Source organism: Mitsuaria sp. CC2 (assembly GCF_048957715.1).
GTDB lineage: Bacteria > Pseudomonadota > Gammaproteobacteria > Burkholderiales > Burkholderiaceae_C > Roseateles.
This window is the reverse complement of sequence record NZ_JARVXN010000042.1, coordinates 77,236-91,813: the sequence shown is the minus strand read 5'-3', so window position 1 is coordinate 91,813 and position 14,578 is coordinate 77,236. Positions and strand designations below refer to the sequence as shown.

At 71.0% G+C, this 14,578-nt stretch carries 14 protein-coding genes; 6 read left to right on the top strand and 8 right to left on the bottom strand.

What is annotated here, in order from left to right; all coding sequences use genetic code 11:
* Nucleotides 1–167 precede the first annotated feature (167 nt).
* From PV762_RS26915 to PV762_RS26900, 4 genes are all read left to right on the top strand, one after another.
* Nucleotides 168–1,010 carry a sensor histidine kinase gene (locus PV762_RS26915; RefSeq protein ID WP_421038072.1) on the top strand — a complete coding sequence of 281 codons (843 nt, stop codon included), beginning with the start codon at nucleotides 168–170 and terminating at the stop codon, nucleotides 1,008–1,010.
* Between the two features lie 62 nt (nucleotides 1,011–1,072).
* Complete coding sequence (locus PV762_RS26910; protein WP_421038071.1) at nucleotides 1,073–1,747, top strand: response regulator; 675 nt, start codon at nucleotides 1,073–1,075, stop codon at nucleotides 1,745–1,747.
* The gene (locus tag PV762_RS26905; RefSeq protein WP_421038070.1) at nucleotides 1,738–2,544 is read left to right on the top strand and encodes a hypothetical protein; all 807 of its coding nucleotides are present in this window, start codon (nucleotides 1,738–1,740) and stop codon (nucleotides 2,542–2,544) included. The genes PV762_RS26910 and PV762_RS26905 overlap by 10 nt, the downstream gene beginning before the upstream one ends.
* Nucleotides 2,545–2,596: 52 nt before the next feature.
* Nucleotides 2,597–2,965: a glyoxalase superfamily protein gene (locus PV762_RS26900; RefSeq protein WP_421038069.1), complete on the top strand. Its 369-nt coding sequence runs from the start codon at nucleotides 2,597–2,599 to the stop codon at nucleotides 2,963–2,965.
* A 42-nt stretch (nucleotides 2,966–3,007) separates the two neighbouring features.
* Here PV762_RS26900 and PV762_RS26895 read toward each other — a convergent pair whose 3' ends face one another.
* On the bottom strand, nucleotides 3,008–3,670 hold the full coding sequence (locus tag PV762_RS26895) for an N-methyl-D-aspartate receptor NMDAR2C subunit (protein WP_421038068.1): 663 nt from the start codon (nucleotides 3,668–3,670) through the stop codon (nucleotides 3,008–3,010).
* A gap of 48 nt (nucleotides 3,671–3,718) precedes the next feature.
* Between PV762_RS26895 and PV762_RS26890 the strand changes: the two genes are divergently transcribed.
* Nucleotides 3,719–4,636, top strand: a complete 918-nt coding sequence (locus PV762_RS26890) for a pyridoxal-phosphate dependent enzyme (protein ID WP_421038067.1) — start codon at nucleotides 3,719–3,721, stop codon at nucleotides 4,634–4,636.
* Between the two features lie 354 nt (nucleotides 4,637–4,990).
* On the opposite strand, the gene PV762_RS26885 is transcribed toward PV762_RS26890, so the two are convergent.
* The 7 genes from PV762_RS26885 to PV762_RS26855 all read right to left on the bottom strand — a co-directional run bounded on the left by PV762_RS26885 (nucleotide 4,991) and on the right by PV762_RS26855 (nucleotide 13,182).
* Entirely contained in the window at nucleotides 4,991–5,212 is a 222-nt protein-coding gene (locus PV762_RS26885) for an AbrB/MazE/SpoVT family DNA-binding domain-containing protein (protein ID WP_421038066.1), read from the bottom strand.
* Complete coding sequence (locus tag PV762_RS26880; RefSeq protein WP_421038065.1) at nucleotides 5,205–5,414, bottom strand: AbrB/MazE/SpoVT family DNA-binding domain-containing protein; 210 nt, start codon at nucleotides 5,412–5,414, stop codon at nucleotides 5,205–5,207. Before PV762_RS26880 ends, PV762_RS26885 begins: the two co-directional genes overlap by 8 nt.
* A 109-nt stretch (nucleotides 5,415–5,523) precedes the next feature.
* Entirely contained in the window at nucleotides 5,524–8,661 is a 3,138-nt protein-coding gene (locus PV762_RS26875; RefSeq protein WP_421038064.1) for an efflux RND transporter permease subunit, read from the bottom strand.
* A gap of 10 nt (nucleotides 8,662–8,671) precedes the next feature.
* Nucleotides 8,672–10,120, bottom strand: a complete 1,449-nt coding sequence (locus tag PV762_RS26870; protein ID WP_421038063.1) for an efflux RND transporter periplasmic adaptor subunit — start codon at nucleotides 10,118–10,120, stop codon at nucleotides 8,672–8,674.
* Between the two features lie 8 nt (nucleotides 10,121–10,128).
* Nucleotides 10,129–11,424, bottom strand: coding sequence for a TolC family protein (locus tag PV762_RS26865; protein ID WP_421038062.1), 1,296 nt, complete (start codon nucleotides 11,422–11,424; stop codon nucleotides 10,129–10,131).
* Nucleotides 11,425–11,550: 126 nt separating this feature from the next.
* Nucleotides 11,551–11,994, bottom strand: coding sequence for a hypothetical protein (locus PV762_RS26860; RefSeq protein ID WP_421038061.1), 444 nt, complete (start codon nucleotides 11,992–11,994; stop codon nucleotides 11,551–11,553).
* A gap of 78 nt (nucleotides 11,995–12,072) precedes the next feature.
* Nucleotides 12,073–13,182 (bottom strand): beta family protein, encoded by a 1,110-nt coding sequence (locus PV762_RS26855; protein ID WP_421038060.1) that lies wholly within the window; start codon nucleotides 13,180–13,182, stop codon nucleotides 12,073–12,075.
* Between the two features lie 306 nt (nucleotides 13,183–13,488).
* Here PV762_RS26855 and PV762_RS26850 point away from each other — a divergent pair, with 306 nt between their 5' ends.
* A complete protein-coding gene (locus tag PV762_RS26850) occupies nucleotides 13,489–14,556 on the top strand; it encodes an alpha/beta fold hydrolase (protein ID WP_421038059.1) in 1,068 nt (355 codons plus the stop codon).
* The last annotated feature ends 22 nt before the right edge of the window (nucleotides 14,557–14,578 follow it).

Below are 14,578 nucleotides of genomic sequence, written 5' to 3'. Positions count from 1 at the left end.
CCCCCAAAGCCGCTGCAAGCGCCTGTTTCCGGGGCTTCCCGGACCGTCGTCCCCCTCCGGAAGGTTTCCGGAAGGTCGCGGAAGACGTCCCCGCCTACCGTCAGCGACACCGATCCCCCGAGGTCGGCCCGACACGACGACGCCGTCCAGGCGCACAGGGAGCTCGCATGAACCTCACCCCGCACCGTCCTTCATCCCCGCCCGCGGCGCGACCGCGCCTGACCGGGCCGACGTCCCGGCTCACCCGGGAGCACCGGCTGGAGCGGCTGACCCGACTGCAGATGACGCTGGCCGAAGCGCACGCCGATGCAGAACAGCGCGAGCGCGAACGCGTCGCGCAGCTGCTGCACGACCAGGTCGGCAGCCTGATCGTGCGGCTGCGGCTGGCGTTCGGGGAATGGAGCCACGGCCAGTCCGGGCCGGTCGCCGCCGACCCCGCGCTTGCGCAGGTCACCGCGCTGCTGGGCGAGCTGTCGCGGACGGTCCGCACCCTGACCTTCGCGCTGGCCCCGCCGGACTGGCACGGCGACCTGCAGGCGGCTCTGGAGGCGCTGGCGGCGGAGCTGGGCCTGACCGGCCCGCTGGCCGTGCACGTGGATGCCAGCGCGATGGCGGTGCCGGGCACGGCCGAGATTCCCGCCGTGCAGCGGGCGGTGGCTTGCCGCGTGGTGCGGGAGCTCTGCCTGAACGTGCAGAAGCACGCCTCCGCCACCCGCGTCGACATCGTGCCCAAGGTCGAGGCCGGCTGGCTGAGCGTGCGCGTGCGCGACGACGGCCGCGGCTTGCCGACCGGCCCGGTGGAGGTCGACGCGCGCGGACTGGGCCTGGGCGGCGCGCGGGCGCAGCTGCAGGCGCTCGGCGGTGCGCTGGTGCTGCGTTCCGAGCCGGGCCGCGGCACCTGCGCGACCTTGCTGATTCCGCTGGATCCCGACGCCCGCCCCGCAGAGGGCACGTCGGGCTTGTCGGGCGCCTCGGGCGCCTCGGGCGCCTCGGGCGCCTCGGGCGCCTGACGCGTCCGATCCGGCAATCGACATCCGGCTTCAACACCACATTCACTCTCAGGGAGATTCCCATGACCCTCCGCATCGTCCTGGCGGACGACCACCAACTCGTGCGCGAAGGCCTGCGCGCGCTGCTGTCCCGGGACGCGGGGCTGGACGTCGTCGGGCTGGCCGAGGACGGCGCCGCCGCCGTCAAGCTCGTGCGCCACCTCCAGCCCGACCTGCTGATCACGGACATCGCGATGCCCGGCCTCAACGGCATCGAGGCGACACGGCGCGTGCGCGCGCAGCATCCGTCGGTGCAGGCGATCTGCCTGTCGATGCACGGCGACCAGCGCAGCGTGGTCACGGCGCTGCAGGCGGGGGCGTCGGGCTACGTGCTCAAGGACGCGTCCAGCGAGGAGCTGCTGCGCGCCGTGCGGGACGTGGCCGGCGGGCGCATCTACTTGAGTCCGGGGCTGATGGGCGGGCTGGTCGACGAGATCCGGACGCGGCACCGGCTGCCGGAGGCGGGGACGCCGATTCCGGCAGGCCCGGCGCTGACGGCGCGGGAGCGCGAGATCGTGCAGCTCTTCGCCGAGGACCTGAGCACGCAGGAGATCGCGGACCGGCTCAAGCTGAGCGCGAAGACGGTGGCGACGCACCGGGAGAACGTGACGCGCAAGCTGGGGGTGCGGGGCGTGGCGGGGATGACGCGGTACGCCCTGAGCGAAGGCTTGAGCGAGGGGAGCGCGCCATGCCGCTGATCGTGTACGACCTGCCGAACTGGGTGCTGGGGCTGGCGCTGGTGCTGGGGTGGGTGGTGCTCGGGCTGGGAGCGCAGGCGGTGTTCCCGCGGCGCTGGCGGGAGCGTGCGACGGAGTCGGACCGGAACGTGGCGCTCGCGTCGCTGGGCGTGATCGCGACGATCAACTCGCTGCTGCTGGCGTTCTCGGCGGTGTCGGTGTGGGACTCGTTCGGCGCGGCGGAACAGGCGGTGAGCAGGGAGGCGACGGCGATCGCGCAGCTGGCAAGGACGCTGGCGGTGTACGGGTCGCCGGAGACGAGGCTGGCGAGGGAACGGCTGCGCGGCTACGGCCGCAGCGTGATTGGCAAGGAGTGGCCGGCGATGCAGCGGGAGCAGCCGAATCAGCCGACGCTGGATGCCTTCGACGACGTGTACCGGACGCTCGGGGAGCTGCGGCCGGCGAGCGCGGCGGAGACGGTGCTGGTCCAGCAGATGTGGTCGGAAGCGAACGACCTGCTGACGCAGCGCCGCGCGAGGCTGGCGGCGAGCGACGGCAAGGTGCCGACGACGCTGTGGGTGGTGGTGCTGGTGAGCTCGCTGCTGACGCTCGCGCCGGTGGCGGTGTTGCCGGTCACGGCGTGCAGCCGCAGCGCGATCGTGGTGCTCGCGCTCGCCCTGGGGCTGGTCTTCCACTTCGTCGCCGCGATGGACCGGCCCTTCCTCGGCGCCGAACGTGTCACCTCCGAACCCATCGAGAGCGCGCTCGACAACATGCAGCGGTGGGATGCGAGGAGTGTGGCGGGGGTGGGGCGATAGTCCCCCTTCCGCGTGATACCCAATCCGCGGCCCTCCGCAGATCATCGCCTCCATGCAATTCACTCAGATCACCCCCATCCTGCGGATCTTCGACGAAGCCAAGGCGCTGGAGTTCTACGTGCAGTTCCTCGGCTTCCAGGTCGATTGGGAGCATCGTTTTGAAGACGGGCTTCCGCTCTATCTGCAGGTCTCCCGCGAAGGTTGCGTCCTCCACCTCACGGAGCATCACGGCGATGCCTGTCCGGGAGCGGCGGTCCGCATCCAGACGGACGACATCGAAGGCTTCCGCGCGGAGCTGATCGGCCGCCAATACGGCTACGCCCGTCCCGGGCTGGAGGAAACGCCTTGGGGTTCCAGGGACGTCTCGGTCACGGATCCGTTCGGCAACCGGTTGACGTTCACGAACGCCGTCAGCACTTGAGCAACTGGGCCGCGCCTGAAACGCCGAGGCGCCGCGCGCCGATCAGCCGATCGCGCGCCTCAGGTTCTCCCGCGCCCGGGCATCCAGGCGCTCGCGCAGCGCGGGCGTGCTGTAGAGCACCTGTCGATCCAGGAAGGTCTTGAGAATCTGCTTGCGCTTGCGGCGGAACAGGAAACCGGGCACGTACGAATACTCGTCGCGGATCTGACGCTCGTACTCGTCGAAGCGCGGGCGCTCCGCCCCGAGGATCGCCAGATCGATGTCGACGAGCACCTGTTCATCGACGCTGCCCGGCACGCCGTCGTGTTTCTTCACCATCACCAGTTGCCGGACACGATCGGCGACGTCGCGAGTCACGCCGGCGGCGAGCAGCGCCTCATGCGCCCAGTCGGCGCTGCGCTCCTCGTTGCCCGAACCCTTCACGTCGTAGATCGCGTCGTGGAACCACAGCGCCATCTCGACCTCGGCGGGATGGGCGGCGAGATCGCCGACCTCGTCGAACAGCGCGAGGCATTCCCCAAGATGCTGACCCGTGTGGTACTTGCGCTGCGGCTCGGCGTAGCGCGCGAGCAGCTCGTCGCGCAGCGCGTTGCCGTCGCGCTCGGCGGAGGTCTCGCCCGGTGGCGACCCTCGTTGCGCGCCAGGACTTGCGCCGACGAGCGCGGACCACGCGCGGTGCCAGGATCGTTCGAAGAGAGCGTTCATGTGCGCAGGATGGTAGCGGCTGCCGGCGCCCCGGCTACGATCCCGGACATGGCCATCCACATCACCACCCCGACCGTCGAGTCCGACGCTTTCAGCACCCCGGACCAGCGCGTCTGGTTGAAGCTCGAGGCGCTCCAACCCTGCGGGTCGTTCAAGCTGCGCGGCATCGGCCACGCCTGCGAAGTCCATGCGTCGCGCGGCGCGACGCGCCTGCTGTCGTCATCGGGTGGCAACGCCGGGATCGCGGTCGCGTATGCCGGTCGCCGGCTCGGGCTGCCGGTCGTCGTGGTCGTGCCGGAGACCACCCGCGAATGGCCCAAGACGTTGATCCGCCGCCAGGGCGCGGAGGTCATCGTCCACGGCAAGAGCTGGATGGAGGCCAACGAGCATCTGATGTCGCTGCGCCAGCCGACGGATGCCTTCATCCACCCGTTCGACGATGCGCTGCTGTGGGAAGGCCACGCGTCCATGATCGCGGAAGCCGCGACGCAGGCGACCAAGCCGGATGCGGTCGTGCTGTCGGTCGGCGGCGGCGGGCTCATGAGCGGCGTGTTGCAGGGCATGCACGCGGTCGGCTGGCAGGACGTGCCGCTGGTGGCGGCGGAAACCGTCGGCGCCGATTCGCTGAATGCGGCCATCGCCGCGGGCGAGCTGGTGACGCTGGACGCGATCACCAGCCTGGCGACCTCGTTGGGCGCTCGACGCGTCAGCGAGCAGGCCTTTGCCTGGACGAAGCGGCATCCGGTCGTCGCCACGACGGTGACCGATGCGGAAGCGGTGCAAGCCTGCCTGGACGTCGCCAAGGAACACCGCGTGATCGTGGAACCCGCGTGCGGTGCCGCGGTCGCAGCGACGCTGCAGCGCGCGGTGCCGGTGCTGCGCGACGCCAGGAACGTGCTGGTGATCCTCTGCGGCGGCGCGTGCGCGACCTATGAGGACCTGATCGACTGGCGCGCCGCAAGCTGATGCTGGGCGGTGATAACAGGCCGATCACCTGCTGACCACCTGCTGATCACATCTTCTCGCCGGGGATCGCACTCGCCGCTTTCACCCAGGCGACGAAGACCTCCTCGTCGAGGGGCTCTTTCTCGCTGACATGCAGGTAGCGCGCGTGAGCGGGTTGCCGCCGGAGAGCAGGACCACGTCACGGTCACCTGCAGGCGCCGGGGCGGTCGGTCTCGAGGGCTTGCGAGTCATCGGCAGCCGTGAAGCGCAACGGTCGAATGTGTGAAGCGGCCCCTGCTTTTCCCACGTCGAGATTCGGGCGTGCATGCAGTCGGCAAGATCCGCAGATCAGAACGTTGGTATCGACGGCGCCAGTCACCGGAACGGACTCATCTCTTCGACGGTTACCGTCTTGCCGTTACGCGGCTTCAACATTCCCGCCAGTTCCGACAACGACGTCGTCTTGGCACGAACAAAGAGGGTGCCGTCGCCGCGGATAAACCAGCGGAACGGGGTGCCAGGCTTTGCCCCCAACTCCTTCAGGATTTCCGCCGGCACCTGCAAGGTGCCTTGCTCGCTCAGCAACGTTTCATGCATTGCCTTCTCCATTCAGGGAGTCACCGGAATCCGGCTGCGGCGGCTCATCCGCAACCGGCCTCTTCGACTTCGCAACGACGTGGATGCTGCCGTCCTCCGTCAATTTCCAGATGAAGCAGGTGCCGAGCCTGGCGCCGACGGCCTTCCGGATGTCCTTGGGGACGACGATCCGACCGTTCATTTCCATCTTCGACATCGACACGCCACTCTCCTTGCGAAGCGATGCAGCCACTCTAAGGAGACGTCGACCCGAGCGCCATGACTCGCACTTGTGGACATCGCGCCGCTGCCACTTTCACGAGGCATCGCACTCATGCGGATGAGTAGATGTCGCGCCGGTACGCCCACCGGTACAGCACCGGCAGCACCAGCAAGGTCAGCGCGGTCGAGGACAGGATCCCGCCGATCACCACCGTCGCGAGCGGTCGCTGCACCTCGGCGCCCGTGCCGGTCGCCAGCGCCATCGGCACGAAACCGAGCGACGCGACCAACGCCGTCATCAGCACCGGCCGCAACCGCGTCAACGCGCCTTCATGGATCGCCTCCTCCAAGGGACGGCCCTGCTCCCTCAACTGGCGGATGAAGGAGATCATCACCAACCCGTTGAGCACCGCCACGCCGCTGAGCGCGATGAAGCCCACCGCCGCCGAGATCGACAGCGGGATCCCCCGCATCCACAGCGCCAGCACGCCGCCGGTCAACGCGAACGGGATGCCGGAGAACACCAGCAAGCCGTCGCGCGCATTGCCGAACATCGCGAACAGCAGGACGAAGACCAGTCCCAGCGCCACCGGCACCACGACGCGCAGGCGCTCGCTGGCCGATTGCAGGTTCTCGAACTGGCCGCCCCAGCCCAGCCAGTAGCCGGACGGCAGCACGACCTGCGACGCCACCGCCTGCTGCGCCTGGGCGACGAACGAGCCCAGGTCCCGGCCGCGCACGTTGGCGCTGACGACGACGCGCCGCTTGCCGTCCTCCCGGCTGACCTGGTTAGGCCCGGGCGCCAGCGCGAGCGTCGCGACTTCCGACAAGGGGATGAAGCGCGTCGCACCGTCGGCGCCTCGCGGCAGCGGCACCGGCAGGCGTTCGATCGCCGCCAGGTCCGTGCGCAGCGCCTCGGGCAGCCGCACGACGATGGAGAACCGCCGGTCGCCCTCGAACAGCGTGCCCGCGTGCGCGCCGCCCGTCGCCGTCGCGACCAGCTGCTGCACGTCCTGCAGGTTCAGGCCGTGCCGTCCCGCCTTCTCGCGATCGATGTCGACGGTGAGCATCGGCAGTCCGGTCGTCTGCTCGACGTTCACCTCCGCCGCGCCCTCCAGCCCGCCCAGCACCGCGGCGATCTTCGCCGCCGCTGCGTTCAGCTGGTCCCTGTCGTCGCCGAAGACCTTCACCGCCACGTCCGACCGCACGCCCGAGATCAGCTCGTTGAAGCGCAGCTGGATCGGTTGCGAGAACTCGTAGTTCTGCCCCGGCAGCGTCGCGAGTTCCTCCTGCACCGCCGTGATCAGCGCGTCGCGCGTGCGGCGCGGCTCGGGCCACGCGTCCTGCGGCTTGAGCATCACGTAGGCGTCGGAGATGTTGGGCGGCATCGGGTCCGCCGCGATCTCCGCCGTGCCGGTGCGCGAGAACACGCGCTCGATCTCGGGGAACTTCTGCGTCAGCCGCGCCTCCAGCTGCTGCTGCATCGCCACCGACTGCGACAGGCTGGTGCCCGGCAGCCGCAGCGCCTGCACCGCGAAGTCGCCTTCGTTGAGGCTGGGCACGAACTCGCTGCCCAGCCGCGTCGCGAGCAAGGTCGACAGCACGACCGCGACAACCGCGCCGGTGATGACCACCGGCCGCGCGGCCATCGCCTTGACGAGCAGCGGCTCATACGCGCGGTGCGCCCAGGCCATCAGGCGACTTTCCTTCTCCTGCACCTTGTCGCCGATGAACAGCGCGACCGCCGCCGGCACGAAGGTGATGGACAGGATCATCGCGCCCAGCAGCGCCATCACCACCGTCACCGCCATCGGATGGAACATCCGCCCCTCCACGCCGGTCAGCGCGAAGATCGGCAGGTAGACCACCATGATGATCAGCTGCCCGAACAGCAGCGGCCGGCGCGCCTCCTGCGCCGCCGCGAACACCTCGTGGAAGCGCTCGGCGCGCGTGAGCGGCCGGCCCAGCCGCGACTGCGCATGCGCCAGGCGCCGCACGCAGTTCTCGACGATCACGACCGCGCCGTCCACGATGATCCCGAAGTCCAGCGCGCCCAGGCTCATCAGGTTGGCGCTGACCTTCTGGCCGACCATGCCGGTGAAGGTGAACAGCATGGACAGCGGGATCACCAGCGCCGTCAGCACCGCCGCCCGCAGGTTGCCCAGGAACAGGAACAGCACCGCGATCACCAGCACCGCGCCCTCGATGAGGTTGCGCTTGACCGTCGCGATCGCCTTGTCCACCAGCACCGTGCGGTCGTAGACGGTGACCACGTGAACGCCCTGGGGCAGGGTCGTCGCGACCTCCTTCATCTTGCGGTCCACCGCCTGGGCCACGCTGCGGCTGTTCTCACCGATCAGCATGAACACGGTGCCCAGCACGACCTCGCGGCCGTTGTCGGTGGCCGCGCCGCTGCGCAATTCCTTGCCGATGCCGACCTGCGCCACGTCGCGCACCCGCACCGGCACGCCGCCGTCGGTGCGCAGCACGACGTTGCCGATGTCGGCGAGGTCGCGCAACTGGCCCGGCGCGCGGATCAGGTACTGCTCGCCGCGGCGCTCGATGTAGCCGGCGCCGACGTTGGCGTTGTTGCGCTCCAGCGCCTGGACCACCTCCGCCAGCGTCAGCCCGTGCGAGGACAGCCGCCCGGGATCGGGCGCCACCTCGAACTCCCGGGCGAAACCGCCGATGGTGTTCACCTCGGTCACGCCCGGCACGTTGCGCAGCTGCGGCTTGACGACCCAGTCCTGGATCTCGCGCAGGTCGATCGGCGAATAGGGCGACCCGTCGGGCTTGCGCGCGCCCTCCTCGGCCTCGATCGTCCACTGGTAGATCTCGCCCAGGCCCGTGGACACCGGCCCCATCGCCGGCGTGAGCCCGTCGGGCAGATGTTCGCGCGCGGCCTGCAGCCGCTCGTTGACGAGCTGCCGCGCGAAGTGGATGTCGGTGCCGTCGGCGAAAATCACCGTCACCTGCGACAGCCCGTAGCGCGACAGCGAGCGCGTCTGCTTCAGGCCCGGCAGCCCCGCCATCGCGGTCTCCACCGGGAAGGTCACGCGCTGCTCCGCCTCCAGCGGCGAGTAGCCCGGCGCGCCGGTGTTGATCTGGACCTGCACGTTGGTGATGTCGGGCACGGCGTCGATGGGCAGCTTCTGATAGCTGAAGACGCCCAGCGCCGCCATGGCCAGCACGGCCAGGAGCACCAGCCATCGGTGCTCGATGGCGAATCGGAGGATGCGTTCGAACATGCGTCCCCCGTCAGTGCGAATGCGTCGCCGAGCCCTTGCCGGCCTCGGACTTGATGACGTAGGCGTTGACCGCCGCAACCTTCGCGCCGGCCTTCAGGCCGTCGACGATCTCGATGCGGCGTCCGTCGCCGCGGCCGGTCTTCACCGGCTGCGCGGCGAAGCCCGCCGCGGTGCGGACGAAGACCACCTGCCGCTCCTCGAAGACCTGCACCGCGTCGGCGGCCACGGTCACCGGCGCGGGCGCCTCGCCGGTCACGACGTCGATGTTCACGAACAGGCCGGGCCGCCAGGCGCGGTCGGGATTGGTCAGCGAGATCCGTGCCTGCGCGGTGCGGCTCTGGCCGCCGATCAGCGCGCCCACGTAGGCGACCGTTCCCTCGGCCGACTGCTCGAAGGCGGCGGAGCGCACGACCGCGCGCTCGCCGACCCGCACCTTGGCCAGGTCGCCGGCGGGCACGTCCAGCCGCGCCCACACGGTGCGCAGGTCCGACAGCACGAAGACGCTGGCGTCCTCCTTCACCTGTTCACCCAGCGTCAGGTGCTTCTCGACGACGACGCCGTCGAACGGCGCGCGCAGCTCGAAGCGCGTGAGCGCACCGCCGAGAGGTCCTCCCGCTGTCGTTCCGGCCTTGGCCCCGGTCGCCGCGGCCGGCGTGGCGCCGATCGCGATCAGCTTCTGGCGCGCGTTCGCGACGGCGATCTCGGCCTCGCGCAGCGCCTGCTCGGCGATGTCGACGTCCTGTCTCGGGGAGATCTTCTCCTCCCAGAGCTTGCGTTCGCGGTCGAAGGTCGTGCGCGCCAGCTGCTCGCGCCTTTGCGCGGCGAGCAGCTCGCTGCGCTGGTCCGACACCTGCGCGCTCGCGATCACCGCCAGCAGATCGCCCTTGCGCACGGACTGGCCCAGCGTCGCCGGCACCGATTCGACGACGCCGGCCACCCGCGGCACGACGTGCGCGGTGCGGTCCTCGTTGAAGCCGATCTCGCCGGGCAGGCGCGTCGTCGTCCGGATCGTCGCCGGGCCGGCGGTCTCCAGCACGATCGCGGCGGACTTGATCTGCGCCTCGGACATCGCGATGGCCTCCGGCTCGTCGGCGGCATGGCCGTGGTCATCGGCCTTCGCACCGGCCCTCCCCTCGTTCGGCTTGGCTTCACCGGCGTGGTCGTCCTTGTGGTCGTCCTTGTGGTCGTCCTTGTGGTCGCCCGCGCCCTTCTTCTCACCGTGCCCGTGGTCGCCATGGCCCGCTTCGGCATGTTCGCCGTGTCCGCCCGCGGCGGATCCCGCCGGCCCCGAGGCCAGGATGGCCGCGCCGCCGGCGACCCCGATCGCCACCAGCACCCCGATCGCGATCAGTTGCCGCTTCGGCAGTCCGCGTCCCGGGGACGTCTTGCCGTCCTGCCCGCCGTCCTGCCCGCCGTGCTGCCCCTCGTGCTGCGCGTCATCTTGCTTGTTGAAGTTCATCGTCGTTCTCACTTTTGCTGGGCGGGCGCGCCGAGGCGGCGCTCAAGGTCGGCGTTGGCGCGGTGCGCCCGCGCGAGCGCGTCCAGCCATTGCATGCGCGCCTGCAGCCAGGTGCGCTGCGCGTCGAGCACGTCCAGGAAGCCGAATCTCCCGAGTTCGAAGCCGCGGGTCGCGGCGGTGTAAGCCTCGCGCGCGCCGGGCAGCACGGTGCGCTGCAGCGCGTCGACCTCGTCGGCGCGGGCCTCCAGCTCGTCCGCGGCGCTCAGCACGTCGGCGCGCAGGCGCATCGATTCGGCCTCGGCGAGCTGCTCGGCGGCCTGGCGGCGTTTGAGCGCCTCGCGCTGCGCGCCCTGGTTGCGATCGAACAGCGGGATCGGCATCGAGACGCCGATCACCGCCTGGTTGCGGCCGATCTCCTGTGCGCGCTTGGCCCCGACGGTCACCGTGAGGTCGGGGATGCGGCGCGCGCGTTCGAGCTCGTACGCGGCCTGGGCGCGCTCGACTTCGAGCCGGGCGCGGCGCAGCACCGGCGCGTCGGCCATCCGCCGGGCGACGTCCGCTTCGGCGGGCAAGGCCGGCAGCGACGCGGCGCTGCCGTCGAGCGCGCCGATGAGCGCCTCGTCGATCCCGACCGACGCCGCCAGCGCGTGCCGCGCCGCGAGCCGATCCGCCTGGGCCTGGCGCAGCTCGATGCGCGCGGTGGCCTCGGCGACGCGCGCGCGGGTCTCGTCGACGGGCGACAGCTTGCCGGCGGCGACCCGCCGCGCCGTCGCGTCCGCGCCGCCGCCGGCGATGCGCAGCGACTCGTCGGCGGCGCTGACGCGCTCCTGCGCGACCAGGGCGGCGAAGTAGGCCTGGACCACATCGGCCCGCAGCTCGGCGCGCAGCGCGTCGAGCTCGGCCTGCGACAGATCACGGCCGCGTCGCGCCAGCGCCGTCCGCGCGGCGCGCTGGCCGCCGATCTCCAGCGGCTGGCTCAGCAGCACGGTGAGCGTGCGCGTCTCGCGTCGGGTGTCCTCCTGCTCGACCCCGAGCGAGGGATTGGGCGGCAGCGCGGCCTGCTGGACCGCGCCGTCGGCGGCCTCGACCTCGAAGGTCGCGGCGCGCAGGCGGGGATGGCTGCTCAGCGCGCGCTCGATGGCGGCGTTCAGGGACAGCGAAGGCGGCGACGCTGGCGGCGTCGACGAGGTTGTCGGCGTCGATGACGGCGGTGAGGCGGGCTGGGCTTGCGGCACGGCGCGAGCGGCCACAGGCAGCAGGGAAAGCAGTGCCGCGCTGTAAAGCGGCACCAGGAACTTGGGCATCGGAGACTCCGGCGTTGTGCCCGCCGCCGCGTGGGCGGCCGGGCAGGAAGGGATCAACGGGGAATCGGCGAGCGCCGCGCGCCTCGGCGCGGGCCGAGGCGGTCTGAGGTCAGGAGCGTCCGCCGATCAGGCGGCGTGCCAGTTCGGCCGCTCCCGGCGGTCAGGGCCGCGTGTGGACCACACCTCGGACATGGCGGCCGAAGTCACCGGACCAGCCAGGGCCGGCAGCACGATGGGCGTGCTCGCGACCGGCTGGCTGTGGCCCAGATGGCAGAAGCCGCAGTCGTCGTCGACGCAGGTCAACGCCTTGTCGGCGGCCTTCTCCGGGGCCTTCTCCGGGGCCTTCTCCGAAGTCTGATCCGCGGCCTTCCCGAGCTTCGCGACCTCCGGGGCCAGGTCTGAACCGGCACCGGCACCGGCGGCGTCGCCCGACGCCTCATGCCGATGCTCGTGATGCCCGACATGGCTCACCGCCGGGTCGGCTTCATGCGCGCAATAGGTCGCCGCCACCGCCCAGCTCAGCTGGAGCGGCAGCAGGAACAGCAGGAAGACGGTGAGCCAGCGGCGCATGGGGCGCGAGTATAGAGAGCCTCGCAAGCCCTTCCGCGCCGACCGGCTTCGCCGCCACCTGTCGCCGGCCGGCGGTTTTCACGAAGTCGAGGTGGCGGCCGAGTTCGACTTCGCCGGTCGACCGCCCGCCGCTTCCACCGTCATCTCGTCGACCTGCGTCGCCAGATGCAGATTGACCCGGATGGCGGTCCACGCCTCGCGGGTGCGCGTGAAGACCCGGCCCTGGGCCGCTTCGCGGATCTCATGCTCGCCCCACAACTTGCGTTCGCCGAAACACGGCGCCTCCGCGACGACCGCCTCGGCGGCCTCGCGGCTGGCGTCGTCCGGGCTGGCGCGCCGTCGACGCTCGAAGTGCCATTCGCCCTGCCAGGGATAATCGATGCGGACATGCCCGCTGGGCAGTTCGGGGCCTGGTTCGCTCGGCGCATGCACGGCGCCGTGGTCCCCGTACCCGACGACCGTCAACCCACCGAGCCGCCGATGCAGCTCCCGCTCCAGGATCGCGAGACGTCCCGAGCGCGGGCTGTCCTCCGGCGACGACGTGCCCAACCATTGCGCGGCGGCGGGAAAGCTGTTGCCCATCACCACGACCCGCAGTCCCGGCCACCGCGCCCGCCAGCGCAGGAGCAGGTCGCGCCCGATGCCGGCGCAGCCGAGCAGCCACTCGCGCTCGGTGCCGAAGTCCAGCACCACCAGCGCACGCCGTGGGTCCTCCAGCGCCTGCAACGCACGTTCGACGACCATCGTGGACGGCGCCGCGCCGCGCAGCCGGAGCACCACCAGTCCGCACTCGCGCTCGAGCGCGGCCGCCTGCAGCGCGACGGCCCGTTCGCTGGCGCCTTCGGGCATCAGCACCACCGGCACCGCGTTGCGATGCGCCTGCGCGAACTCGCGCCAGGTCCGGAACCCCTGGGACGGGTCGGCCAGGCGGCGCCAGGCCAGCGCATGGTCCAGCGGCACACGACCCAGGTCGATGCAATGCGGGAGCTCCTGCATCGCCTCGCCCGCCTGCTGCGCGGCGCGGCGGAAGTCCACCACGTCCGGGATCCGTTGCAACGGGGACAGCGTGATCAACGGCAGCATCCTGCGCTTGCGCACCCGATCGAGTTCGCGCAGCGCGCGCAACTCGGCCGGCATCGTCTGCAGCGACGGAAAGTAGACGACCTCATCCGACAAGACCCCGTTCATCAACACCTCCTCTGCGGGCTCGCGCCCCGAATCCGGACGCCCTGCGCGCCCGGTCCGGGCAGGCTAGGAAGGAAGCGGCCGGAAAGATAGGGCTTGGCTTGATCGATATCAGAAATCGGCGTTGTCATCGGCTCATTCATTGGCTTTGCCGTCCGCCTGGCCGTCGGTCGTGTGCCGGCTTTGTATGCCTGTGTATAGGAACGCCCTGGAACGACACCGGCATGCGAACGCGCTGCGATGCTGACAAGGCCGGGATACATCGCGGACGTCCACTGCGGTGGTCGCCACCACACACAGGAGTTCCCGATGACCGACCGCCACGACCAGACCGATCCGATCCGCCGCCAGTTCCTGCAGTTCGGCGCCTCGCTGGGCGCTGCCAGCGCTGCCGCGGCACTGCCGCTGGGCGCCTTGCTGCCGGGAGCCGTGCAGGCTGCCCCGGCCACCTCCGGCGCGGCGGGCATCGCCATCGCACCGGCCTTCGGCACGCTGAAGCACATCGACGCCGGCGACCTGCGCGTCGGTTACGTCGACGCCGGCCCGGCGGACGGACCGCCGGTCCTGCTGCTGCACGGCTGGCCCTACGACGTCCATACCTACGAGGCGGTGACGCCGCTGCTCGCGGCGGCCGGCTACCGCGTCGTCGTCCCGTACGCCCGCGGCTACGGCACGACGCGTTTTCTCTCCGCCGACACACCGCGCAACGGCCAGCAGGGCGCACTGGCCCGCGATGCGATCGCGCTGCTGGACGCGCTGCGCATCCCCCAGGCCATCGTCGGCGGGTGCGACTGGGGCGCGCGCACGGCGGGCATCCTCGCCGCGTTGTGGCCCGAGCGCTGCCGGGCGCTGGTGTCCGTCAGCGGGTACCTGCTGGTCAGCCGCCAGGTCAACGAGCAGCCGCTGCCGCCGGCCGCCGAGCTGCAGTGGTGGTACCAGTACTACTTCGCGACGGAACGCGGCCGCCTGGGCTACGAAAAGTACCGGGCCGAGTTCTCGAAGCTGATCTGGCAGTTGGCGTCGCCGCAATGGCGCTTCGACGATGCCACCTTCGCGCGCAGCGCCGCCGCGTTCGACAACCCGGACCACGTCGCGATCGTGGTGCACAACTACCGCTGGCGCCTGGGCCTGGCCGAGGGCGAGTCGCGCTTCGACGCGGTGGAGGCCCGCATCGGCGCCGCGCCGTCGATCACGATCCCGTCGATCACGCTGGAAGGCGACGCCAACGGCGCGCCGCATCCGCCGTCGACCGGCTACCGCCGCAAGTTCGCCGGCAAGTATGAGCACCGTGACCTGACGGGCGGCATCGGCCACAACCTGCCGCAGGAGGCGCCGAAGGCCTTCGCGCAGGCGATCCTCGACGTCGCCCGCCTGTGAGGCGCCCCTGAAACGACGACCC

What these genes read in the sequence shown, in the direction of transcription:
- PV762_RS26865 (WP_421038062.1), bottom strand. Translation starts at nt 11,424, where the DNA reads ATGCCCAAGTTCCTGGTGCCGCTTTACAGCGCGGCACTGCTTTCCCTG.
- PV762_RS26855 (WP_421038060.1), bottom strand. Translation starts at nt 13,182, where the DNA reads ATGAACGGGGTCTTGTCGGATGAGGTCGTCTACTTTCCGTCGCTGCAG.
- PV762_RS26885 (WP_421038066.1), bottom strand. Translation starts at nt 5,212, where the DNA reads ATGCATGAAACGTTGCTGAGCGAGCAAGGCACCTTGCAGGTGCCGGCG.
- PV762_RS26915 (WP_421038072.1), top strand. Translation starts at nt 168, where the DNA reads ATGAACCTCACCCCGCACCGTCCTTCATCCCCGCCCGCGGCGCGACCG.
- PV762_RS26905 (WP_421038070.1), top strand. Translation starts at nt 1,738, where the DNA reads ATGCCGCTGATCGTGTACGACCTGCCGAACTGGGTGCTGGGGCTGGCG.
- PV762_RS26860 (WP_421038061.1), bottom strand. Translation starts at nt 11,994, where the DNA reads ATGCGCCGCTGGCTCACCGTCTTCCTGCTGTTCCTGCTGCCGCTCCAG.
- PV762_RS26895 (WP_421038068.1), bottom strand. Translation starts at nt 3,670, where the DNA reads ATGAACGCTCTCTTCGAACGATCCTGGCACCGCGCGTGGTCCGCGCTC.
- PV762_RS26910 (WP_421038071.1), top strand. Translation starts at nt 1,073, where the DNA reads ATGACCCTCCGCATCGTCCTGGCGGACGACCACCAACTCGTGCGCGAA.
- PV762_RS26870 (WP_421038063.1), bottom strand. Translation starts at nt 10,120, where the DNA reads ATGAACTTCAACAAGCAAGATGACGCGCAGCACGAGGGGCAGCACGGC.
- PV762_RS26890 (WP_421038067.1), top strand. Translation starts at nt 3,719, where the DNA reads ATGGCCATCCACATCACCACCCCGACCGTCGAGTCCGACGCTTTCAGC.
- PV762_RS26850 (WP_421038059.1), top strand. Translation starts at nt 13,489, where the DNA reads ATGACCGACCGCCACGACCAGACCGATCCGATCCGCCGCCAGTTCCTG.
- PV762_RS26900 (WP_421038069.1), top strand. Translation starts at nt 2,597, where the DNA reads ATGCAATTCACTCAGATCACCCCCATCCTGCGGATCTTCGACGAAGCC.
- PV762_RS26875 (WP_421038064.1), bottom strand. Translation starts at nt 8,661, where the DNA reads ATGTTCGAACGCATCCTCCGATTCGCCATCGAGCACCGATGGCTGGTG.